Below are 20827 nucleotides of genomic sequence, written 5' to 3' on the forward strand. Positions count from 1 at the left end.
CCGCCAGGGCAGTCGCAGCAGGCTCATCTCGGCGAGGTTGCGCTCAGGTCAGTCGCGTGGCCTGCGGTGGGGTCGGATCAGTGATGCGTGGCCACCGCCGGCTGGAATTTCTCCAGGCAGTAGCCAAGCCCGCGCACGGTGGCGATGCGGATGCCGCCGACTTCGATCTTCTTGCGCAGCCGGTGCACGTAGACCTCGATGGCGTTGTTGCTGACTTCCTCGCCCCATTCGCACAGGTGGTCCACCAGTTGCTCTTTCGATACCAGGCGGCCGCTGCGTGTGAGCAGGATCTCCAGCAACCCGATCTCGCGCGCGGACAGGTCCAGCATCTGCTCGTTGAGATAGGCGATGCGTCCGACCTGGTCGTAGGCCAGCGGCCCGTGCCGCATCAGCGTGGCGCCGCCGCCGGCGCCGCGCCGCACCAGCGCGCGCACGCGCGCTTCAAGCTCGGACAGGGCAAAGGGCTTGGCCATATAGTCGTCGGCGCCCAGGTCCAGGCCCTTGACGCGCTCGTCGACGCTGTCGGCGGCGGTCAGGATCAGCACCGGCAGCATGGCGCCGCGCGCGCGCAGGCGCTTGAGCACTTCCAGCCCGGACATGCGTGGCAGGCCCAGGTCCAGGATCAGCAGGTCGAAGGTCTGGGTCGACAGCGCGGAATCGGCTTCCAGGCCGTTGGTGACGTGGTCGACGGCGTAACCCGAGTGGCGTAGCGAGCGCGTCAGGCCGTCCGCCAGCACGTCGTCATCTTCGGCGATCAGAATGCGCATGGTTGTCTCCACCCTGGCCGGCATAGCCGGCGCCGGCGGAATGGGGCGCGATGGGGCTTGCCAAGCATACTGTTTTTTTATACAGTACCCGCACGTTCCGCTGGGGCTGCCCGGGGAGACCCCCTGGAGAGCGGCCGCGCAGACAGCCGGGCCGGCGCTGGAGCCGGAAAATGCCGGTGCCGCGCCACATGCGGCCTATTTATACACCATTGATTCAAGGACGACCATGGACGACAAGAAGGCAGGTGCCGGCGTGAGCGCCGAGAAGCAGAAGGCGCTTGCCGCCGCGCTCTCCCAGATCGAGAAGCAGTTCGGCAAGGGCTCGATCATGCGCCTGGGCGACGGCGAGGTCGAGAAGGACATTCAGGTGGTATCCACCGGTTCGCTCGGCCTGGACATCGCGCTTGGCGTCGGTGGCCTGCCACGCGGCCGCGTGGTCGAGATCTATGGTCCGGAATCGTCGGGCAAGACCACGCTGACGCTGCAGGTCGTGGCCGAGATGCAGAAGCTGGGCGGCACCTGCGCCTTTATCGACGCCGAGCATGCGCTGGACGTCAGCTACGCCAACAAGCTGGGCGTCAACGTCGGCGACCTGCTGATCTCGCAGCCGGACACCGGCGAACAGGCGCTGGAAATCACCGACGCGCTGGTGCGCTCGGGCTCGATCGACCTGATCGTGATCGACTCGGTGGCGGCGCTGGTGCCCAAGGCCGAAATCGAAGGCGAAATGGGCGATTCGCTGCCCGGCCTGCAGGCCCGCCTGATGAGCCAGGCGCTGCGCAAGCTGACCGGCACCATCAAGCGCACCAACTGCCTGGTGATCTTCATCAACCAGATCCGCATGAAGATCGGCGTGATGTTCGGCTCGCCGGAAACCACCACCGGCGGCAACGCGCTCAAATTCTACGCCTCGGTGCGCCTGGATATCCGCCGCATCGGCTCGATCAAGAAGGGCGACGACGTGATCGGCAACGAGACCAAGGTCAAGGTGGTCAAGAACAAGGTCTCGCCGCCGTTCCGCGAAGCCTTCTTCGACATCCTCTACGGCCAGGGCATCTCGCGCCAGGGCGAGATCATCGACCTGGGCGTGGACGCCAAGATCGTCGAGAAGTCCGGCGCCTGGTACAGCTACAACGGCGACAAGATCGGCCAGGGCAAGGATAACGCGCGCGAATACCTGCGCGAGAACCCTGACATCGCCGACGAGATCGAGAACAAGGTGCGCGCGGCGCTGGGCGTGGTGGCCATGAACCCCACGGCGGCTGCCACGCCGGTAGCGGTCGAAGACTGACCGCGCCAGCGGCCATTGCGCCAAGCAAAAAGGCCGGGGCATCGCCGATGCCCCGGCCTTTTTGCTTGGCGCGGACCCCTCCATCCACAGATTCCGGCAACCATGGCAACCCGTCCCCCGCTTTCGCTGAAGGCCCGCGCCGTCGGCTACCTGTCTCGCCGCGAGCACAGCCGCGCCGAACTGGCGCGCAAGCTGGCGCCGCATGCCGAGTCGGCCGAGCAGCTGGAGCAGTTGCTGGACGCGCTGGAGCGCGAGAACTGGCTGTCGAACCAGCGCTTTGCCGACAGCCTGGTGCACCGCCGCGGCGCCCGCTACGGCACCGCGCGCGTGATGCAGGAAGCCAAGACCCACAAGCTCGGCAGCGAGCAACTGGGCGATCTGCAGGAGCGGCTGCGCGCCACGGAAGTGGAGCGCGCCCGTGAGGTCTGGCGCAAGCGCTTCGGCACCCCGCCGGACACGCCCGAAGCGCGGGCCAGGCAGATCCGCTTCATGGTGGCGCGCGGGTTCTCGCGTTCGGTCGTCGGCAAGATCATCCAGGGTGCGGACGAAGACTACGGCGACGACGGTGGCGAGGCCTGATGCGCCATGGTCGGCCGACAATCCCGCTGCGACAGTTGCTGCACAAGGATGTTCCCGGCCAAAGCGGCGCGGCATGTTAAACTCCCCCGGTTTTCGGTGCTCCGGCACCGCCGTTCCCCAGCCCCCGTATTTCCAGCCTGGCCATGCCTCTGTCCCAGCCCGTCAACCGCTCCCAGCGTCACCGTCGCGCCATTACGGCCGAGGCGTACCAGAGAGAGGACGGCTTGTGGGATATCGAGGTGCGCCTGACCGACACCAAGCCTCGCGACATCGAACTGGCCGGCGACCGCGTCCGCCCGGCAGGCCAGCCCCTGCACGACCTGTGGTTGCGCGTCACGATCAATGAGGAAATGACGGTGCTGGATGCCGAGGCCTGCTCGGACTGGGTGCCGTATCCATCTCATTGCGACACGATCGGCCCGGCTTATCGCAAGCTGATCGGCCTGAACCTGCGCAAGGGCTTTCGCAAGGCCGTGCGCGAGCGCCTGGGCGGCATGCACGGTTGCTCACACCTGACCGAGGCCGCCGGCGTGCTGCCCAGCACGGCGATCCAGGCCTTTGCCGGTGAAGTCATCAATATCCGCGACAACGGCGAGGACGACCCGAATCCGGAGCCGCCCTATCAGTTGAACGGCTGCCACGCCCTGCGTTTCGATGGCGAGGTGGTTCGTCAGTTTTACCCGCGCTGGTATGGTCACCAGCCGACGCCCAAGGTACGGGCCGAGGCAGCACCTGCCGTCGCAACTGCGCCTCAGGCGCCGCCCGCGGCCAATGGCGACCGCGGCAATGATGGCAACGACGCTGTCCCGGCCGAGCGGCCGACCGGCACCTCCGGCTGATTCTCAGGATTGGCCAGCCTGACGAGAGAGTTCGTCTTCTTTCAGATTCTTCCCTTCTACCTTTTACGCCTACCCGAAAGGAAACACGCATGAATATCCATGAGTATCAAGGCAAGGAAATCCTGCGCAAATACAATGTGCCGGTTCCGCGCGGCATCCCCGCGTTCTCGGTTGACGAGGCCCTGAAGGCCGCAGAAACGCTCGGCGGCCCGGTGTGGGTCGTCAAGGCTCAGATTCATGCGGGTGGCCGCGGCAAGGGCGGCGGCGTGAAGGTTGCCAAGAGCATCGACGACGTCAAGACCTACGCTTCGAACATCCTGGGCATGCAGCTGGTCACGCACCAGACCGGCCCGGAAGGCAAGAAGGTCAACCGCCTGCTGATCGAAGAAGGCGCCGACATCAAGAAGGAACTGTACGTTTCGCTGGTGGTGGACCGTGTTTCGCAGAAGGTCGCGCTGATGGCCTCGAGCGAAGGCGGCATGGACATCGAAGAAGTCGCCGCCCACAGCCCGGAAAAGATCCACACCCTGATCATCGAGCCGTCGGTTGGCCTGACCGACGCCGAAGCCGACGACATCGCCCGCAAGATCGGCGTGCCCGACGCGAGCGTGGCGCAAGCCCGCCAGGCCCTGCAAGGCCTGTACAAGGCGTTCTATGAAACCGACGCTTCGCTGGCTGAAATCAACCCGCTGATCCTGACCGGCGACGGCAAGGTCATCGCGCTGGACGCCAAGTTCAACTTCGACTCGAACGCGCTGTTCCGTCACCCGGAAATCGTGGCCTATCGCGACCTGGATGAAGAAGACGCCAACGAAATCGAGGCCTCGAAGTTCGACCTGGCCTACATCTCGCTGGACGGCAACATCGGCTGCCTGGTGAACGGCGCCGGCCTGGCCATGGCCACCATGGACACCATCAAGCTGTTCGGCGGCGAGCCGGCCAACTTCCTCGACGTGGGCGGCGGTGCCACCACCGAGAAGGTGACCGAAGCCTTCAAGCTGATGCTGAGCAACCCGAACGTGCAGGCCATCCTGGTCAACATCTTCGGCGGCATCATGCGTTGCGACGTGATCGCCGAAGGCGTGATCTCCGCTTCCAAGGCCGTGCACCTGACGGTGCCGCTGGTCGTGCGCATGAAGGGCACCAACGAAGACCTCGGCAAGAAGATGCTGGCCGACTCGGGCCTGCCCATCATCTCGGCCGACACGATGGAAGAAGCCGCCCAGAAGGTGGTGGCCGCTGCCGCTGGCAAGTAAGCCGTCGCACGAACGCAACCATACGCGAACGCGAGCGGTGCGCAGGCGCTCCCTTGAGCCCCTGTGCGCGCCGCTCGTAGCCAAGCAAAGGATTACAGCATGTCGATTCTGATCAACAAAGACACCAAGGTCATCACCCAGGGCATCACCGGCAAGACCGGCCAGTTCCACACCCGTGGCTGCCGCGACTACGCCAACGGCAAGAATGCCTTCGTAGCAGGCGTGAACCCGAAGAAGGCCGGCGAAGACTTCGAAGGCATTCCCATCTACGCCAGCGTCAAGGACGCCAAGGCCCAGACCGGCGCCACCGTGTCGGTCATCTACGTGCCGCCCGCAGGCGCCGCTGCCGCGATCTGGGAAGCCGTTGACGCCGACCTGGACCTGGTGGTCTGCATTACCGAAGGCATCCCCGTGCGCGACATGATGGAAGTCAAGGACCGCATGCGCCGCGAGAACAAGAAGACCCTGCTGCTGGGACCGAACTGCCCGGGCCTGATCACGCCGGACGAAATCAAGATCGGCATCATGCCGGGCCACATCCACAAGAAGGGCCGCATCGGCGTGGTGTCGCGCTCGGGCACGCTGACGTACGAAGCCGTGGGCCAGCTGACCGCGCTGGGCCTGGGCCAGTCGTCGGCTGTCGGCATCGGTGGCGACCCCATCAACGGCCTGAAGCACATCGACGTGATGAAGATGTTCAACGACGATCCGGAAACGGACGCCGTGGTCATGATCGGTGAGATCGGTGGTCCGGACGAAGCCAACGCGGCTTACTGGATCAAGGAAAACATGAAGAAGCCGGTGGTTGGCTTCATCGCTGGCGTGACCGCGCCTCCGGGCAAGCGCATGGGCCACGCCGGCGCGCTGATCTCGGGCGGTGCCGATACCGCCCAGGCCAAGCTGGAAATCATGGAAGCCTGCGGTATCAAGGTGACCAAGAACCCGTCGGAGATGGGCCGCCTGCTGAAGGCAATGCTGTAAGTCGTACCTCGCCATTCCAGCGAGCGCTGGAATGGCGAACCAGGCAATGCCCCCGCCCGCGCGGGGGCATTGTCATTCTGGAGGACGGATTCGGCGTGGCTTCCGGCACGAAACATTACAGGATTGAAATCTAATCGAAAGGTTCGTGCGGTAAACAGTCATGTCCGTGTTTCGAGACATCCGAAATCCCGTCAGATGACGGGTGTGCAACCTATAAAATTCGAGGAGCCCTCCCGTGGAACTGCTGTCTTCCACCACATTCTGGATTGCGTTGGGATCGATCATCCTGACCAATATCGTCCTGTCCGGCGACAACGCGGTGGTGATCGCGCTCGCCTCGCGCAACCTGCCGCCCGCCCAGCAGAAGAAAGCCATCTTCTGGGGCAGTGCCGCCGCCATCATCATGCGCGTGGTGCTGACCGTGGCCGCGGTCAAGCTGCTGAGCCTGCCGTACCTGAAGATCGTCGGTGCCATGCTGCTGGTCTACATCGGCGTGCAACTGCTGACCGGCGATGACGATGAGGAAGGCCACGACGGCAAGGACAATATCTGGGCCGCCATCCGCACCATCCTGATCGCGGACCTGGTGATGTCGCTCGACAACGTGGTGGCCGTGGCCGCTGCCGCACAGAAGGGCCCCGAGGGCAGCCAGCTGATGCTGCTGATCATCGGCCTGGGCCTGTCGATCCCGCTGATCGTGTTCGGCAGCACGCTGTTGCTCAAGGTTATGGAGCGCTTCCCGGTGATCATCGTGCTGGGTGCCGCGCTGCTGGGCTACCTGGCCGGCGAAATGCTGGTCAGCGACCCGGTCGACGCCGCCTGGTTCGAAGTACACGTGCCGCACGCCCACCTGGTATTCGGCGCCGCCGGCGCGATCCTGGTGGTGATCATGGGCAAGCTGCTGAGCCGCCGGTCGGCACAGGCCGCCTGACGAGATTTCGCCCAGGCGAGAAGGGCGGCCAGCTGGCCGCCCTTTTTCGTTGGCGCGCCGGCAAGGAGGCCGTCGGTGCCTTGGCCAACTAACTCATGTGAGTGATCGCACATTTTGTCGCTTCGCGCGGTGGTAGCGAGTGCAAGTGACAAATTTTGGCGCATACGGCATGCATCCCCCTGACGGGTGACGAAATTTGTCGCTTTTCACCCCCTACGGATGGGGGATGCCGCTGGCACGCTTACTGCTCAATGGTTCCCGCGTCACGAAACCGAAGACGTGCAACGCTTAACCAAAATCTCTTCGAGGGGTCAAATCATGCAACGGGTACAACAACTGAAGAAGCTGGGCCGTCGTGTCCAGAAGGGCTTTACGCTGATCGAACTGATGATCGTGGTTGCGATCATTGGTATTTTGGCGGCAATTGCGATTCCGCAGTATCAGGACTACACCATCCGCGCTCGCCTGTCCAAAATCCCAGCGACGGTCCAGCCGTTGAAGCTGGCCGTTGCTGAATATATTCAGTTCAATGGTGGTGCGGTTGCCGGCATTACTGCGAACAATTGGACGGGCGCGCCGACCGCTGGCGGTCTGGGCCTTTCCGGTGCTCCCACTGCGACTACGGAGGTCGCGACCTACGCTCTGACGGCGGCAACAGGTGCCATTGTCGTGACGATGCCCGCCACCGGCATTGGTACTTGTGCCAATGGTCAAACGATTACCTTCACCCCTGGCATAGTAGCTGGCAGTAACGTTGTGACGTGGGTTGTTACCACGAGTGCTGCAGCCGCTCCGTGTACCACTGAAGTGGCGAAGTGGGTCTAAGCTGGGTGAAGTCGGAAAAGGCGCCTTCGGGCGCTTTTTCTTTATCTACGCCCCAAGCTATCATGCGCCTTTCCCCCAAACAGGCGCCTCAATGCTGCCGTCCAGGACCATCTTCCCGTCGGCCGCCCTCATCGCAGCAATCGTCATCCCGCTGCTGGTCTCACGGCACACGCTGCCGCTCGCAACCTTCTACGGCGAATGGGCCGCCGCATTCTGTGCCGTCGCTACCTTCGCCTTACACGCGATCCGCAAGCCCGCCACATCGATTCCGAAACCCTCAGGGTCGCTGCCGTGGGTCTCGTTGCTGTTCCTATGGCTGATCATCATCAGCCTGATACTCGGTGCCCTCGGCCACGCTGACTTCACTGGCAGCCGGCTGATCACGATTCTCACGCTGATCCTCGGAGCCGCAGTGACTTGCGCTGGATGGTGGTACCGACGCGCGCCAGCAACAACCACGCAGGACATCGGCGATGCCTTCGCCACGGCCTTTCTCATTGCGGGGTTGCTCGGCACGCTCACGCAATGGGTGCAACTGTTCCATCTCGAACCGCGTGCCTTCGGCCTCGTCTCCACCTATTTCTACGACAACAACCGCCGCCTGTGGGGCAACCTGAACCAACCCAACCACCAGGCCACCGTCGAAGGCCTGGCGCTGGTGGCGTCAGTGTGGCTGGCATCGCGGGGCCGCCTGCGATTTCCGATGTTGCTGGCCGCTGTAACCTTGCTGGAAAGCGGCATCGTGCTGTCCGGTTCGCGCACCGGCGTGCTGCATGTTGGCCTGGCTGCCTTCTACGCGCTAGCCGCGGCGTGGCTGGCGCGAGGCGCTCGACGTGACTCGGATCCAATGCAACGCCCGATCGGGCTGATAGTGGCAGCAGTTGCAATGTTGGCGATGCTACTGATCCTGCAACCCGCAATCCGCGCAGCAGGGCAAGCCTTCGACTGGCGCCTGTTCGACACCATCGCCCAACTCGAAGCCGAAGACCAGCTGTCCGCACGCGGCGCACTGTGGACCCACGCGCTGGCAATGTTCCGCTCCCACCCGTGGTTCGGCGTCGGCTGGGGCGAGTTCGGCTGGGCGCAATTCCAGCAGTTGCAGCAAGTCGGCGTGAAGGTGGAGATGTCCCTGCACGCCCACAACGCCATCCTCGACCTGCTGGCAAAGACGGGCATCGTCGGTACCGCCGGCGTAGGCCTGATCCTGCTGGCGTGGCTATGGCGCGTGGTTCGCGTTCGCCTGTGGCACGGCGATAGCGAAGAGCGCAAGCAGACCGTGCTGGTTCTTACCTGGCTGGCGATGCTGTGCGCGCATTCGATGCTCGAATACCCGCTGCATTATCTCTATTTCTTCCTGCCGTTCTGCTTCATGCTCGGTTGGCTGGAGCCGTCGGGTTTCGGGCGTTGGCGCGTGCCGATGCCAGTGGCACGTGGGCTGGCGCTCGCGTTTGTCGTGGTGGCTGTGGCCGTGCTGGCCACCATGTGGCAAGACTACCGCCGCGCCGAAGCCCGCGAATACGCCAGCAGCGAAGGCCGCAACGCCTTGCCGATGCCGCGCTTCTGGTTCCGCCAGCACGCGCAGGCCGACGCTGCCGGCCTGGCCACCATTACGCCGGCCAACGCGGCAGAGTTGTTGCCCGCCCACATCGCCGCCGTCCACCTGCTGCCTACGCCGACCATGATCGCGCGCACCGCATGGCTGCTGGCGCTGACCGGCGATCCTGCGCAAGGCCGCCAGTGGATGGAACGGCTGCGCTGGTACTACCTTGGCGATGAAGTCGCGCAATACGCCGAGCTTGCGAAGGCCTGCCGCGACCTGACGCCAGACGAACGCCCGCAGGCATTCTGCGCATGGGTCGGCGACCGTTCGCGTCGGTATTCCGAATGGCGCCGGGACTGACCTAGTAGTACGGATACGGGCTGTAATAGACCGGTGGCGGAGGCGGCGGATAGTAGTAGTACCGTGGTGACGGCGGCGCAGCGGCGACGCGTCCGGGGGCCGGCACGCGGTTGCCGCTGGCGTACATGCACTGTACGTAGGCGGCATCGTATTGCTGTTGCGTGCCGTAGCCGGCGTACTGGGCATTGCCCGCGCCGACCGCCGCGCCAGTCAGCAGGCCGACGCCCGCACCCACCGCCGCACCCGATCCGCCATTGAACGCCGCGCCCGCCGCTGCGCCCAGCGCGGTGCCGACCACGGCGCCGCCGACGGCGGCATTGTTGGCGGCCTGCGAGGATGAGACACCGCCCACCCGCCCGAGGGCGAACTGGCGGCAGTTGTAGTCGTCGGCGCGGAACTGGTCGAAGCTCTTGCCGGTGCCCGGCAGCACCATCACGCTGGGGCCGGCAGGCATCACGGCGCAGGCGCCGAGGGTCAGGGTGGCCACGGCCAGCGTGGCGCGGGTCAGGGCATGCATGATGTCACCCCGCATCAGGAGTTGGCCGGCGGCTGTGCCGGTATGCGCTGCCAGCCGCCGGGGCAGGCCTGCACATAGGGGTAGTAGCCTTCGGGCTGGTCGCAGTGGTACCACCAGCCCTGCTGCGGCGCTACGCCGTCCGGGCCGGGGACCGGCACGGGGCCGTTCGGACCCTGTTCGATGTACTGCGGCGGCGCCGCGGGTGCGGTGACCACGGCGGGCGGGTAGTAGTACGGGGCGGGGTAGCCATACGGGTAGCCGCCGTAGAACACGCCGGGCCCGAAATAGAGGCCCACGCCGACGCTTGTGCGCGTCTTGATGAAGCCGCCGCGTGCGTCGCTATCGTGCAAAGCGGCATCGTGGAGATCGGCCCGCCCGGCGAGGGCGGCGCCGCTTGCGGCCGTGGCCGCGAGTGCCAGGGCGATCTGGCAGAGCATGCGCCCGTTCATGGTATCCACCTCATCCCCGCGCGCACCGCATGGCACGCCACGGACAGGGTCAGCAGGCCGCAACCAGCGGCGGGCCTGCAATCATATTGAATACCAAATTGTCCCGCGCCGGCGCCACGGCGGCCCGGCTGGAAATGCGGCGTTACCTCTATTACCGGGGAACGACCCTGGCGTAAGACATCGTGACACTGCCCATCGCGGCGCGTGTTGCAGGCGTCACGTGCGGAGGTCAGCCGGCCTCCACCCAATCCCCCGACTTGCCCCCATGCTTTTCCAGCAACTTCACATTGCCGATCACCATGCCGCGGTCCACCGCCTTGCACATGTCATAGATCGTCAGCAGCGCCACCTGCACGCCGGTCAGTGCTTCCATCTCCACGCCGGTCTGGCCGCGGGTTTCGGTGCGCACGGTGCAGGCGACAGTGGCGGTGGCCTCGTCCAATGCGAACTCGACCGCCACCTTGGTCAGGCCGATCGGGTGGCATAGCGGGATCAGGTCGGCGGTGCGCTTGGTGGCCATGATCGCCGCCACGCGGGCGATGCCGATCACGTCGCCTTTCTTGGCGCTGCCGTCGCGCACCAGCGCGAAGGTGGCTGGCTGCATGGTGATGGTGCCGGTGGCCACGGCGACGCGGTGGGTGCTGGCCTTGTCGCCGACGTCGACCATGTGGGCTTGTCCGGCGGTATCGAAATGGGTGAGCTGGGTCATGATCGAGAGCTTCAGTGCGAACTGCGTGCTGGTGGCCGCCGGCGTCCCTGGGAAGCATCCGATGGGAACGGCCACGGGAGGCCGCTATCATAGCAACATGCCAAAACACCCATCGCTTCGCAGGTCTGCCGCACGCGGCCCCGGCGCCGTGGCGGACGCTGTTCCCGCCGGCTCCGCGTCACATCGCGCAGGCGCCGGCCATTGCCACGCTGGCGGCGCATGGACGCCATGGCGGCGGCCGCTGGCGGCGCTGCTGGCGCTGACGTTCGCGGCGCCGGCCTGGCCCCAGGGTACGCCGCGCACGGCCCCGGCGCCAGCCACGCCGGCGGCGGCTGCGCCCGCGGCCAGGCCCCCGCAGCCGGTGCCCGCCATCTCGGGCGAGGCCAGCGACCAGGTCTATGACAACCTGAACCGCAGCGTGAAGGCGGGCCAGAAGTCCGAGTTCGGCCTGCGCACCAACAACGCGGTGGTGGAGGCCGGCGGCGTGCAGCTGCCGGACCTGGGCGACCCGTCCACGGCGTCGCTGTCGCCCGACATGGAAAAGCGCCTGGGCGACCGCATCATGCGCGATATCCGGCGCGACCCGCTGTACGTGCCGGATCCGCTGCTGTCCGATTACCTGAACGCGCTGGGCTACCGGCTGGTGCAGGCGGCGCGGCGCCAGAATATCTCCGGCTCGACCGGTGCGGGCACCTTTGCCACCGGCTTTGACCTGTTCGCGGTGCGTGACCGCAGCATCAACGCGTTTGCGCTGCCGGGCGGCTATATCGGCGTGCATACCGGGCTGCTGGTGCAGTCCGATACGGAATCGGAACTGGCCTCGGTGCTGGGCCATGAAATCGGCCACGTGATGCAGCGGCATATCGCGCGTGGCATCACCTCGCAGGACCAGTCGATGTGGATCGCGCTGGCCTCGATGGTGCTGGCGGGCCTGGCCGCCACGCGCAGCCCGGACGCCGCGGCGGCGCTGGCCATGGGCGGGCAGGGCGCGGCCATCGCCAACCAGCTGTCGTTCTCGCGCGGGGCCGAGCGCGAGGCCGACCGGGTCGGCTTCCAGATCCTGACCGCGGCGGGGTTTGACCCGCAGGGCATGCCCGATTTCTTCATGCGGCTGCAGCGCGCATCGGGGACCGCGGAAAATTCGGTCCCGTCTTATGTGCGGACTCACCCGCTGACCTCCGAGCGGATTGCCGACATGCAGGACCGCGTCAGCCATGCCAGCAAGCGCAAGGTCGCCAACACGCCTGAATACGAGTTTGCGCGGATGCGGGCCCGCGTGATCCAGGAATCGTCGCCCAGCGACCTGCAGAACCTGCGCGCGGCGCTGCGCACGCAACTGCCGGGAGCAACGGCACTGCGTGCTCCGGCGCTGCACTACGGCCTTGCCTTCACCGAGCAGCGGCTGGGCCGCTACCCGGCCGCCGAACAGGAGCTGGCCGAGGCGCGCCGTCTCTACGGCAATATTCCCGGCGCCTCCTCGGGCAGCCCCATGCTGGACGTGATGGCGGTGGAACTGGCGCGCGCGCAGGGCCGCGTGCCCGAGGCGCTGTCCCAGGCCAGCGCGTCGATGAAGGCGTTCCCGCTGTCGCATGCGGTGGCGATTGCCTATGCCGATACCCTGGTCGGCTCAGGCCGCTATGAAGAGGCCGTGCGCTTCCTGCGCGAACGCACGCGCCAGGAGACCAGCCGCAGCGAATGGTGGGAGCTGCTGGCGCGCGCCTACGCGGGCCAGGGCAAGCGCTTGCAGCAGCACCAGGCGCTGGCCGAGAAGTATGCGATGGACGGTGCCTACCAGGCCGCGATCGAGCAGTTGCAGATCGCGCGCAAGGCCGGCGACGGCGACTTCTACACGCTGTCCGAGGTCGATGCGCGCCTGCACCAGCTGGAGCGCCAGTACCGCGAGGACAAGCAGGACAGCAAGGGCATGCCTAACTGAGGCAGGCGTTCAGCCAGCCGGCGGCGCCGGCTGGCGCACGAAGCCAAAGCGCCTGGGCACCTCGCTCTCGGCAACCGGCTCGATCGGGATGTCGCGGCCATCGTGGTGGAATACGCCCAGGTCAGTGCCGCAGGCTTCGCCATGCCAGGTGCTGGCGCCGCTGAACAGTTCCAGGTCGTGGTCGTGCAGCAGGGCGGCCTGCTGTGCCGGCGGGCTGCCTTGCGCCATGCCCTCGACCGTGCCGGCCAGCACCACGTTGCCGTGCTCGTCGGCGTAGCAGGCCTGCAGCGTGAAGGCCTGCTGCGTGGTCGTGCGCAGCGCGCCTTCATGCAGCCGCACGACCCACGGCGCATAGCCCAGCGAAACGAACACCCGCTGCGGACCGTTCTGGAAGTACCAGGCGCCGCGCTCGTCGCACAGGTAGTTGCGTTCGATAAAGCCGATCAGCGCTTCATGGCGGATGGGGTCGCCCGACAGCCCGTGCTGCTGGGCGTACTCATTGCGCAGGCGCCACTGGCCGCGGCGGTCCAGTGCCAGCCAGCCGTAGGCGTTGGGCACGTTGGGCCAGCGTGCCATGGCTTGCCTGACGATCTCGTCCATGTCTGTCTCCTCGGCGGGCCGTGGGGGGACTGCGCCCGCCTCACATCATGCCGTCAAAAAATCTCAGGATCCGTGCCGGCAACCATTCGATGTCGCCGCTGAAGCGCCCGTCGGGCAGCAGGGGCAGGTGCCGGCGCCAGCCCTCGGGCGGGGTCATGAAGCCGACATGGCCGCCGTGCTCGGGCTGTTCCAGCCATACCTGGGGGCTGGCGTCGGCCGGGCCGGGCAGGTGCCGGGCCGGCAGGAAAGGATCGTTGCGCGCATTGAGCACCAGCGTGGGCACGGCGATGTCGCGCAGCACGGGTTTGCTGGCGGCGCGGCGCCAGTAGTCGTCGGTATCGACAAAGCCGTGCAGCGGCGCGGTGACGACGTTGTCGAAGGCGTACAGGTCGCGGCTGGCCAGCATCGTGTCGCGGTCGAACAGCCCCGGGAACTGCCCCAGCTTGGCCAGCGACTTGCGCTTGAGCGTCTGCAGGAACATGCGCGTATAGACCAGGTTGAAGCCGGCCGACAGCGCCGCACCGCCGGCAGCCAGGTCCAGCGGCGCGGAGATCGCCGCGGCCGCATGCACGTGGCCGGCGCTGGTGCCGTCCTCGCCCAGGAAGCGCAGCAGTGCGTTGCCGCCCAGCGAGATCCCCACCACCAGCAGCTTGCGCCCGTTGGCGCAATGGCGCTGGCGCATGCGTTCCAGCACCCAGCGGATCTCGGCCGAATCGCCCGAATGGTAGAAGCGCGGTGCCAGGTTGAGCTCGCCCGAGCAGCCGCGGAAATGCGGGACCACGCCCTGCCAGCCGCGCAGGGACAGCGCATGCATCAGCGCCTGCGCGTAGTGGCTGCCGGAATCGCCCTCCAGGCCGTGGAACATCACCACCAGCGGCGTGTCCGGGCGCACCGGGTGGGTGGTCCAGTCGAGGTCGATGAAGTCCTGGTCGGGGGTATCCCAGCGCTCGCGGCGGAAGGTCACGCGCGGCGGGCGGCGCGTGAAGCGCGCGGGGATGATGGTCTGGGCATGGCCGCCGCGCAGCCACCAGGGCATCGGCACGCCTTCGCCGTAGCCATGGCCGGGCGCCGTGGCGGGATCAGCCTGGGCGGCGTGGACGGCCTGGGGAAGGCGGTGGTGCGGAAGCTGCGTCATGCCGGCGTGGTGTTGCAGCAGGCCGCGGCGCGGCGGCCATGCGGGTTCAGTGCAGCGCCTGCCCCGGCGCGGCGGCCACGGCGGCAACCTGCACCGCGTTGGCCGGGCTGCAGTGGATATGCGCCAGGCGCCAGCCTTCGTGGTTCTGCATCAGTACATAGGTGGTGTGCACGTACAGGTCGGCCTCGACGCGGTCGCCGCCGAAGCGCAGCGCCTCGGTCACGTCGAAGATCGACACGGCCATCGACGCATGGCTGCTGGTCTCGATTGCATCGACCAGCACCGGCTGTTCTTCCAGCAGTTGCAGGAAGGCCTGGCGCAGCTGTTCGTGGCCGATCAGGCGCTGGCCGTCGGGCAGCACGCAGGTGATCGAGTCTTCGTCCAGCCACAGGCGCAGCGCGCCGTCTGCGTCGCGCAGCTTCAGCGCTTCGCGAAAGGCTTCGACGATGTCTTCGGCGGAATCGAACAGGCGGGCAAAGCGAGGCATGGTGGCAGTAGAAGTGGCGAGGGCAGTGAGGTCAGGGCCGGTGCAGCAGCTTGCGCAGCTCGACGAACACCATTTCAGGTTCGATCTCTTTCAGGCAGCGCAGGTGGCCCAGCGGGCACTCGCGCTTGAAGCAGGGACTGCACTCCAGTTGCAGCCACATGATACTCGCTGCCTGTGACAACGGCGGCGTGTGGCGCGGGTCGCTCGAGCCGAACACCGCCACCTGGGGCCGGTTCAGCGCCGCGGTGACGTGCATCAGGCCGGAGTCGTTGCAGACCGCGGCTTCGGAGAGCGCCAGCAGGTCCACGGCGTCATCCAGCGAGGTCTGGCCGCACAGGTTGCGCACGAACGGGGCCTCGCTGACGATCTCGGCGGCGATCTCGGCGTCCTTGGCCGAGCCCAGCGTGATCATCTGCGCATACGGGTAGGAACGCCGCAGCATCTGCGCGAGCCTGGCGAAATGCCCGGCCGGCCAGCGCTTGGCCGGGCCGAACTCGGCACCCGGGCAGAACGCGATCACGCGCGTGTGCGGGGCGATGCCAAAGCGCTCGGCGGTGGCCGCCATGCGCGTCGGGTCGACGCGCAGGCGCGGCTCGGGCAGGTCTTCGGGCAGGCGCGCGCCGGGCTTGAGCGCCAGGCGGGCGTAGTGCTCCACCATCGGCGGGCGCTTGTCGCGCGGCGGGTTGGCGTGGCGCACGTTGAGCAGGCCGAAGCGGGCTTCGCCGCGGTAGCCGATGCGCAGCGGGATGCCGGCCAGCCAGGGGACCAGTGCCGACTTGAGCGAGTTCGGCAGCACGTAGGCGAGGTCATAGCCTTCGTTCTTGAGCTGCTGCGCGAACATCAGCCGTGCCGACAGCTGCAGCTTGCCGTGCGCGAGGTCGGACGGGAACACGCGGCCGATCTCCGGCATGCGCGCGAGCACGGGCGCGACCCACTTGGGCGCGAGTGCGTCGATAACCAGGCGCGGATGGCGCGCCTTGAGCAGCGCAAAGAGCGGCTGCGCCATCAGGGCGTCGCCGATCCAGTTGGGGGCGATGACGAGGGCTTTCTTCATGGGCGGGGCGCTTGGAGCCGGCACGGGAGCGTCGGCGCGGACGCCGGCAATGCCGACGCTCCGGGGCGCCTGCAAGCGGCCCGGAGCGTCAGGATCGTGCGAATGCGGGCGGCTCGGGTCAGTGGTGGCCCTTCAGCACGGTGCCCGGCTTGAGCTTGTAGACGGTGCCGCAGTACGGGCACTTGGCTTCGCCGGTGTCTGCCACGTCGAGGAACACGCGCGGATGGTAGTTCCATGCCGGGGTGTTGGCGGTCGGGCAATGCAGCGGAATGTCTTCAGCGCCGATTTCGATGATGGTGGCGGTTTGCGTCATGGTGTTGCAGGGAGTGATGCTTATTGTTCGATGAAAACAGAGGGTGTGCCTCGCCCGGCAGTGCCGGGCGCGCGCAACAGGGGCTGGCAGCCGGTGCTCAGACCAGCGTCAGCCACTTCTTGTACTTTTCGTTGGTGCCGCCCACGGCGGCAAAGAACGCGTCCTGGATCTGCTTGGTCACCGGGCCGCGGCGGCCTTCGCCGATGACGCGGTCGTCCAGTTCGCGGATCGGCGTGACTTCGGCGGCGGTGCCGGTGAAGAAGGCTTCGTCTGCGCAGTACATCTCGTCGCGGGTGATGCGCTTTTCACGCACCTCGATGCCCAGGTCGCGCGCGATGGTCAGGGTGGCGTCGCGGGTGATGCCGTCCAGGCACGAGGCCAGGTCCGGGGTGTAGATCACGCCGTTGCGCACGATGAAGACGTTCTCGCCCGAGCCTTCGCTGACATAGCCCTCGGTGTCGAGCAGCAGCGCTTCGTCGTAGCCCAGGCCGGTGGCTTCCTGGTTGGCCAGGATCGAGTTGATGTAGTAGCCGCTCGCCTTGGCGCGCACCAGCGACACGTTGACGTGGTGGCGCGTGAACGACGAGGTCTTCACGCGGATGCCGCGCTCCATGCCTTCCTCGCCCAGGTAGGCGCCCCACGGCCAGGCCGCGATTGCCACGTGGATGGTGTTGCCCTTGGCCGAGACGCCCAGTTTCTCGTCGCCGACCCACACGATCGGGCGGATGTAGCAGGATTCCAGCTTGTTGGCGCGCACCACTTCTCGCTGCGCCGCTTCCAGCGTGGCCTCGTCGAAGGGCATGACCATCTGGAAGATCTTGGCCGAATTGAACAGGCGGCGGGTGTGCTCCTTCAGGCGGAAGATGGCGGTGCCTTCGGGGGTCTTGTAGGCGCGTACGCCCTCGAACACGCCCATGCCATAGTGCAGCGTATGCGTCAGCACGTGGATCTTGGCGTCGCGCCATTCGATCAGCTTGCCGTCCATCCAAATCTTGCCGTCGCGATCCGCCATCGACATGTCTGTTCTCCCTGCGCCGTGGAAATAGCAAAAACGATATTGTAAGCCCGGGGGGCATGGGTCACAACGCGGTGCGGGCGCCGCTGCGGTCTAGAATCCTCTTTTTCGGGCATTCTTGCCCTGTTCCGCGCACCGTGCCGCCGCGCTGGCGGCCTTGATTCCCACACTCGCCGTGCCTTTGACCCCACATCCCGGACCCGATGTCCCGCCTGACAGGGCTTCCGACCCCGGCGGCGCGTCCGCGCCGCAGGCCGGCTGGCAGCAGGCGCTGGAGGCGCTGCGCGCGCTCGCCGGCAGCGAGCCTGCCGCCGGGGGCGAAGGCGGCAGGCGCCTGCTGTGGGCGCTGACGCTGGATGCCGACGGCGCGCCCGGCACGATCGAGCCGCTCGAGCAGGTGCGCGGCGCGCGCGGCTGGGGCAAGCCCAGGCCGGTGCCGCTGGCGCGCGTGGCCGAGGACGACCGGCTGGCGCCGTGGGACGCCCGCGTGGCCCGCGCCATCCGCCGCGACCAGTCGCACAACCGGCGCTACGTGCTCGACCGCGCCGCCGCGGCGATGGCGCTGGTGGGGCACCCGGGCGTGGTGCTGGCGCATGCGCCGTCGCAGACGCTGGAGGTGGTGGAGGACGCGCCCGCGCTGGAAGCGGTGCGCAGCGCCGGCCGCTACGTGCTGCGCATGTTCCCGCCGGTGCGCGAGGCGCCGGCGATGGAAGCCTTGCTGCCGGCCGCCGCGCACCAGGAGGCCGAGGCCCTGCGCCAGCTCACGGTGGTGCGCGACGGCCCGCACCGGCTGCGGCTGATCCGCTTTACGCCGGCGCAGTTCGAGGCTGCCCGGCTGATCGGCGCTGGCCTGGCGATCCCGGAGGACGGCCACGCCCAGCTCGACCAGACCTTGCGCGCGCTGGCCGGCCAGTTCCAGGTCCAGGCCGACCAGGCGGGCGGATCGCGCGCGGTGGAGGCTGACGCGCGCCTGCGCGCCGAGGTGGCACCGTTGGGCGGGCTGGCGGGGCGCGGCATTTCGCTGCGGCTGGTGGTGACGCCGCTGGGGCCGCTCGGGCCGCGGCTCGCGCCCGGCGCCGGACGCGAGCGCCTGATGGCGGCGGTGCGCGGCGAGACCCTGGCCACGCAACGCGACCTGGATGCCGAGCTGGCCAGCGTGGCCGAGGTCTTCGCGGCATTGCCGCAGCTGGTGGCGCTGGCGCCGCCGGGCGGCGAATACACCTGGATGCTGGACGATCCGGAGGACGCGCTCGCCGTGGTCGAGGCGCTGCCCGGACTGCCCGCCGTGCAGGCCGTGGAATGGCCGCGCGGCAAGGAGATTCGCGTGCTGCCGGCCGACCTGCGGCAGCTGGGCGTGCAGATCGAGAGCCGCGGCGCGTGGTACCGGCTGGCCGGCGAGCTGCGCGTGGCCGAGGGGCTGGTGCTGGAGCTGGGCAAGCTGATCGACTGGACCGGCAGCCACGCCGGGCGCTTCGTGCCGATGGGGCAGGGCGTCTACGTGGCGCTGACGCGCACGCTGCGCGGCCGGCTGCGCGACCTCGCCGGCGTCGGTGAGCATGTGCCCGACGGCATTCGCGTCCCGCAGATGGCCACGCCGTGGCTGGATGACGTGCTGGCCGGCGCCGGCGTCGATCCCGATGCGCATTTCCGCCAGCGCATCGCCCGGCTGCGCGCCGCGCGCGAGGCTGACATCGCGCTGCCTGCCACGCTGGCGGCTGAGCTGCGGCCCTACCAGGAGGCTGGCTACCGCTGGGCCATGACGCTGGCGGCCTCGGGCCTGGGCGCCTGCCTGGCCGACGACATGGGCCTGGGCAAGACCCTGCAGGCGCTGGCGGTGCTGGTGGCGCGCGCCGGCGGCGGCGCCGCGCTGGTGATCGCGCCGACTTCGGTGTGCGGCAACTGGGCGGCCGAGGCGCGGCGCTTTGCGCCCACGCTCAACGTCCATGTCTATGCCGAGGGCGATCGTGAGACGCTGCTGGCGCAGGCCGGGCCGCATGACCTGGTGATCATCTCGTACACGCTGCTGCAGCAGGCCAGCAAGGCGTTCTGCGCGCGCGAATGGCATACCGTGGTCGCGGACGAGGCGCAGGCCTTCAAGAACGCGGTCACGCGGCGGGCGCAGGCCATGTTCGCGCTGCCGTCGGGCTTCCGCATGGCGCTGACCGGCACGCCCGTGGAGAACCGGCTGGCCGAGCTGTGGTCGGTGATGCGGTTCTGCAATCCGGGCTTGCTGGGCTCGCTGGCCCGCTTCAACGAACACTTTGCCAACCCGATCGAGCGCGGCGGCATGCGCGAGGCGCGCCAGCGGCTGCGCCGCATGATCGCGCCGTTCGTGCTGCGCCGGACCAAGGCGCAGGTGCTGGACGAACTGCCGCCGCGCACGGAGCTGGTGATCCGGGTCGAGCCCGAGCCGGTCGAAGCCGCGCACTACGAGGCCCTGCGCCGCCAGGCCCAGACCGAGGCCGAGGCCGCGCTGGCGCGCGTGGAAGCGGCACGCAAGGCCACCAAAGGCGCGCCTGCCGGGGCCCGTGCGCGCGCCCTGGCGCAGGCCCAGCACCAGGCCCAGGCGCGCATCCACGTGCTGGCGCAGCTGATGCGGCTGCGGCGCGCCGCGTGCGACCCGCGCCTGATCACGCCGGAACTCAGCGGCCAGCTGTCCGAAGGCGCCAAGGTGCGCGCCTTTGTCGAGCTGGCCAGCGAGCTTGCCGCGAGCGGCCACAAGACCCTGGTGTTCAGCCAGTTTGTCGACTTCCTGCAGCTGCTGCGCCAGGGGCTGGAGCGCGCCGGGCTGGCGCTGCAGTACCTGGACGGCGCCACCCCCGCGGCCGAGCGCACCCGCCGCGTGGCCGCCTTCCAGGCGGGCGAGGGCGATGTCTTCCTGATCAGCCTGAAGGCCGGCGGCTTCGGCCTGAACCTGACCGCGGCCGACTACGTGATCATTGCCGACCCCTGGTGGAATCCCGCCGCCGAAGACCAGGCCATGGGCCGCGCGCACCGCATCGGCCAGCAGCGCCCGGTGACGGTGTACCGGCTGATCAATGCCGGCACCATCGAAGAGCGCATCGTCGACCTGCACCGCGACAAGCGCGCGCTGGCCGACGGGCTGCTGGAGGCCGACGACGACAGCGCCGCGGGAACCGGCGCGCCGCTGCCGGACGTGGACGAGCTGGTGGGGCTGCTGCGGCGCTGAGGCGATGCCGAGGAGGGGTACATATGCCCCGATCGAATACCCTCAAGCGAACA

At 67.7% G+C, this 20827-nt stretch carries 20 protein-coding genes; 10 read left to right on the forward strand and 10 right to left on the reverse strand.

What is annotated here, in order from left to right:
- Positions 1-77 precede the first annotated feature (77 nt).
- Complete coding sequence (locus AC3WQZ_RS29775; RefSeq protein WP_010812223.1) at positions 78-767, reverse strand: response regulator; 690 nt, start codon at positions 765-767, stop codon at positions 78-80.
- Positions 768-993: 226 nt separating this feature from the next.
- Between AC3WQZ_RS29775 and recA the strand changes: the two genes are divergently transcribed.
- The 8 genes from recA to AC3WQZ_RS29815 all read left to right on the forward strand — a co-directional run bounded on the left by recA (position 994) and on the right by AC3WQZ_RS29815 (position 9369).
- The gene (gene recA / locus AC3WQZ_RS29780) at positions 994-2058 is read left to right on the forward strand and encodes a recombinase RecA (protein ID WP_010812222.1); all 1065 of its coding nucleotides are present in this window, start codon (positions 994-996) and stop codon (positions 2056-2058) included.
- Between the two features lie 102 nt (positions 2059-2160).
- Positions 2161-2637 (forward strand): recombination regulator RecX, encoded by a 477-nt coding sequence (gene recX, locus AC3WQZ_RS29785; RefSeq protein ID WP_011614566.1) that lies wholly within the window; start codon positions 2161-2163, stop codon positions 2635-2637.
- Positions 2638-2780: 143 nt separating this feature from the next.
- On the forward strand, positions 2781-3476 hold the full coding sequence (locus AC3WQZ_RS29790; protein WP_058698370.1) for a DUF2889 domain-containing protein: 696 nt from the start codon (positions 2781-2783) through the stop codon (positions 3474-3476).
- An 89-nt stretch (positions 3477-3565) separates the two neighbouring features.
- Positions 3566-4732, forward strand: a complete 1167-nt coding sequence (gene sucC / locus AC3WQZ_RS29795; protein ID WP_058698369.1) for an ADP-forming succinate--CoA ligase subunit beta — start codon at positions 3566-3568, stop codon at positions 4730-4732.
- A 99-nt stretch (positions 4733-4831) separates the two neighbouring features.
- Positions 4832-5713, forward strand: coding sequence for a succinate--CoA ligase subunit alpha (gene sucD, locus AC3WQZ_RS29800; protein WP_058698368.1), 882 nt, complete (start codon positions 4832-4834; stop codon positions 5711-5713).
- A gap of 235 nt (positions 5714-5948) precedes the next feature.
- Positions 5949-6644 carry a TerC family protein gene (locus AC3WQZ_RS29805; RefSeq protein WP_011614569.1) on the forward strand — a complete coding sequence of 232 codons (696 nt, stop codon included), beginning with the start codon at positions 5949-5951 and terminating at the stop codon, positions 6642-6644.
- A 318-nt stretch (positions 6645-6962) separates the two neighbouring features.
- The gene (locus AC3WQZ_RS29810) at positions 6963-7469 is read left to right on the forward strand and encodes a pilin (RefSeq protein WP_492301789.1); all 507 of its coding nucleotides are present in this window, start codon (positions 6963-6965) and stop codon (positions 7467-7469) included.
- Positions 7470-7560: 91 nt separating this feature from the next.
- Positions 7561-9369, forward strand: a complete 1809-nt coding sequence (locus tag AC3WQZ_RS29815; RefSeq protein ID WP_492301791.1) for a PglL family O-oligosaccharyltransferase — start codon at positions 7561-7563, stop codon at positions 9367-9369.
- Position 9370: 1 nt separating this feature from the next.
- Here AC3WQZ_RS29815 and AC3WQZ_RS29820 read toward each other — a convergent pair whose 3' ends face one another.
- The 3 genes from AC3WQZ_RS29820 to moaC all read right to left on the reverse strand — a co-directional run bounded on the left by AC3WQZ_RS29820 (position 9371) and on the right by moaC (position 11044).
- Entirely contained in the window at positions 9371-9886 is a 516-nt protein-coding gene (locus AC3WQZ_RS29820) for a hypothetical protein (protein ID WP_492301792.1), read from the reverse strand.
- 14 nt (positions 9887-9900) lie between these two features.
- Positions 9901-10335: a hypothetical protein gene (locus tag AC3WQZ_RS29825; protein ID WP_011614573.1), complete on the reverse strand. Its 435-nt coding sequence runs from the start codon at positions 10333-10335 to the stop codon at positions 9901-9903.
- A gap of 229 nt (positions 10336-10564) precedes the next feature.
- Complete coding sequence (gene moaC, locus AC3WQZ_RS29830; protein WP_492301794.1) at positions 10565-11044, reverse strand: cyclic pyranopterin monophosphate synthase MoaC; 480 nt, start codon at positions 11042-11044, stop codon at positions 10565-10567.
- Between the two features lie 97 nt (positions 11045-11141).
- On the opposite strand from moaC, the gene AC3WQZ_RS29835 reads away from it, so the two are divergent.
- The gene (locus AC3WQZ_RS29835; RefSeq protein WP_492301795.1) at positions 11142-12980 is read left to right on the forward strand and encodes a beta-barrel assembly-enhancing protease; all 1839 of its coding nucleotides are present in this window, start codon (positions 11142-11144) and stop codon (positions 12978-12980) included.
- Positions 12981-12989: 9 nt separating this feature from the next.
- On the opposite strand, the gene AC3WQZ_RS29840 is transcribed toward AC3WQZ_RS29835, so the two are convergent.
- The 6 genes from AC3WQZ_RS29840 to AC3WQZ_RS29865 all read right to left on the reverse strand — a co-directional run bounded on the left by AC3WQZ_RS29840 (position 12990) and on the right by AC3WQZ_RS29865 (position 17587).
- Positions 12990-13580: a DUF2946 family protein gene (locus AC3WQZ_RS29840; protein ID WP_010812209.1), complete on the reverse strand. Its 591-nt coding sequence runs from the start codon at positions 13578-13580 to the stop codon at positions 12990-12992.
- A 40-nt stretch (positions 13581-13620) separates the two neighbouring features.
- Positions 13621-14715: a YheT family hydrolase gene (locus AC3WQZ_RS29845; RefSeq protein ID WP_492301796.1), complete on the reverse strand. Its 1095-nt coding sequence runs from the start codon at positions 14713-14715 to the stop codon at positions 13621-13623.
- 46 nt (positions 14716-14761) lie between these two features.
- A complete protein-coding gene (locus tag AC3WQZ_RS29850; RefSeq protein ID WP_010812207.1) occupies positions 14762-15202 on the reverse strand; it encodes a YybH family protein in 441 nt (146 codons plus the stop codon).
- A gap of 31 nt (positions 15203-15233) precedes the next feature.
- The gene (gene waaF / locus AC3WQZ_RS29855) at positions 15234-16256 is read right to left on the reverse strand and encodes a lipopolysaccharide heptosyltransferase II (protein ID WP_010812206.1); all 1023 of its coding nucleotides are present in this window, start codon (positions 16254-16256) and stop codon (positions 15234-15236) included.
- Between the two features lie 118 nt (positions 16257-16374).
- Positions 16375-16569, reverse strand: coding sequence for a zinc-finger domain-containing protein (locus AC3WQZ_RS29860; RefSeq protein ID WP_010812205.1), 195 nt, complete (start codon positions 16567-16569; stop codon positions 16375-16377).
- 97 nt (positions 16570-16666) lie between these two features.
- Complete coding sequence (locus AC3WQZ_RS29865) at positions 16667-17587, reverse strand: branched-chain amino acid transaminase (protein ID WP_010812204.1); 921 nt, start codon at positions 17585-17587, stop codon at positions 16667-16669.
- Positions 17588-17759: 172 nt separating this feature from the next.
- Here AC3WQZ_RS29865 and AC3WQZ_RS29870 point away from each other — a divergent pair, with 172 nt between their 5' ends.
- The gene (locus tag AC3WQZ_RS29870) at positions 17760-20774 is read left to right on the forward strand and encodes an SNF2-related protein (protein WP_492301797.1); all 3015 of its coding nucleotides are present in this window, start codon (positions 17760-17762) and stop codon (positions 20772-20774) included.
- Positions 20775-20827: the final 53 nt, after the last annotated feature.

Source organism: Cupriavidus sp. FW305-26 (genome assembly GCF_058787975.1).

Bases quoted from the DNA above. Each gene is read 5' to 3' on its own strand.
- AC3WQZ_RS29825 (WP_011614573.1), bottom strand. From the start codon at position 10,335: ATGAACGGGCGCATGCTCTGCCAGATCGCCCTGGCACTCGCGGCCACG.
- AC3WQZ_RS29860 (WP_010812205.1), bottom strand. From the start codon at position 16,569: ATGACGCAAACCGCCACCATCATCGAAATCGGCGCTGAAGACATTCCG.
- AC3WQZ_RS29845 (WP_492301796.1), bottom strand. From the start codon at position 14,715: ATGACGCAGCTTCCGCACCACCGCCTTCCCCAGGCCGTCCACGCCGCC.
- AC3WQZ_RS29810 (WP_492301789.1), top strand. From the start codon at position 6,963: ATGCAACGGGTACAACAACTGAAGAAGCTGGGCCGTCGTGTCCAGAAG.
- AC3WQZ_RS29840 (WP_010812209.1), bottom strand. From the start codon at position 13,580: ATGGACGAGATCGTCAGGCAAGCCATGGCACGCTGGCCCAACGTGCCC.
- AC3WQZ_RS29790 (WP_058698370.1), top strand. From the start codon at position 2,781: ATGCCTCTGTCCCAGCCCGTCAACCGCTCCCAGCGTCACCGTCGCGCC.
- moaC (WP_492301794.1), bottom strand. From the start codon at position 11,044: ATGACCCAGCTCACCCATTTCGATACCGCCGGACAAGCCCACATGGTC.
- AC3WQZ_RS29775 (WP_010812223.1), bottom strand. From the start codon at position 767: ATGCGCATTCTGATCGCCGAAGATGACGACGTGCTGGCGGACGGCCTG.
- recA (WP_010812222.1), top strand. From the start codon at position 994: ATGGACGACAAGAAGGCAGGTGCCGGCGTGAGCGCCGAGAAGCAGAAG.
- recX (WP_011614566.1), top strand. From the start codon at position 2,161: ATGGCAACCCGTCCCCCGCTTTCGCTGAAGGCCCGCGCCGTCGGCTAC.
- AC3WQZ_RS29865 (WP_010812204.1), bottom strand. From the start codon at position 17,587: ATGTCGATGGCGGATCGCGACGGCAAGATTTGGATGGACGGCAAGCTG.
- sucD (WP_058698368.1), top strand. From the start codon at position 4,832: ATGTCGATTCTGATCAACAAAGACACCAAGGTCATCACCCAGGGCATC.
- waaF (WP_010812206.1), bottom strand. From the start codon at position 16,256: ATGAAGAAAGCCCTCGTCATCGCCCCCAACTGGATCGGCGACGCCCTG.
- AC3WQZ_RS29850 (WP_010812207.1), bottom strand. From the start codon at position 15,202: ATGCCTCGCTTTGCCCGCCTGTTCGATTCCGCCGAAGACATCGTCGAA.
- AC3WQZ_RS29820 (WP_492301792.1), bottom strand. From the start codon at position 9,886: ATGCATGCCCTGACCCGCGCCACGCTGGCCGTGGCCACCCTGACCCTC.
- sucC (WP_058698369.1), top strand. From the start codon at position 3,566: ATGAATATCCATGAGTATCAAGGCAAGGAAATCCTGCGCAAATACAAT.
- AC3WQZ_RS29815 (WP_492301791.1), top strand. From the start codon at position 7,561: ATGCTGCCGTCCAGGACCATCTTCCCGTCGGCCGCCCTCATCGCAGCA.
- AC3WQZ_RS29835 (WP_492301795.1), top strand. From the start codon at position 11,142: ATGCCAAAACACCCATCGCTTCGCAGGTCTGCCGCACGCGGCCCCGGC.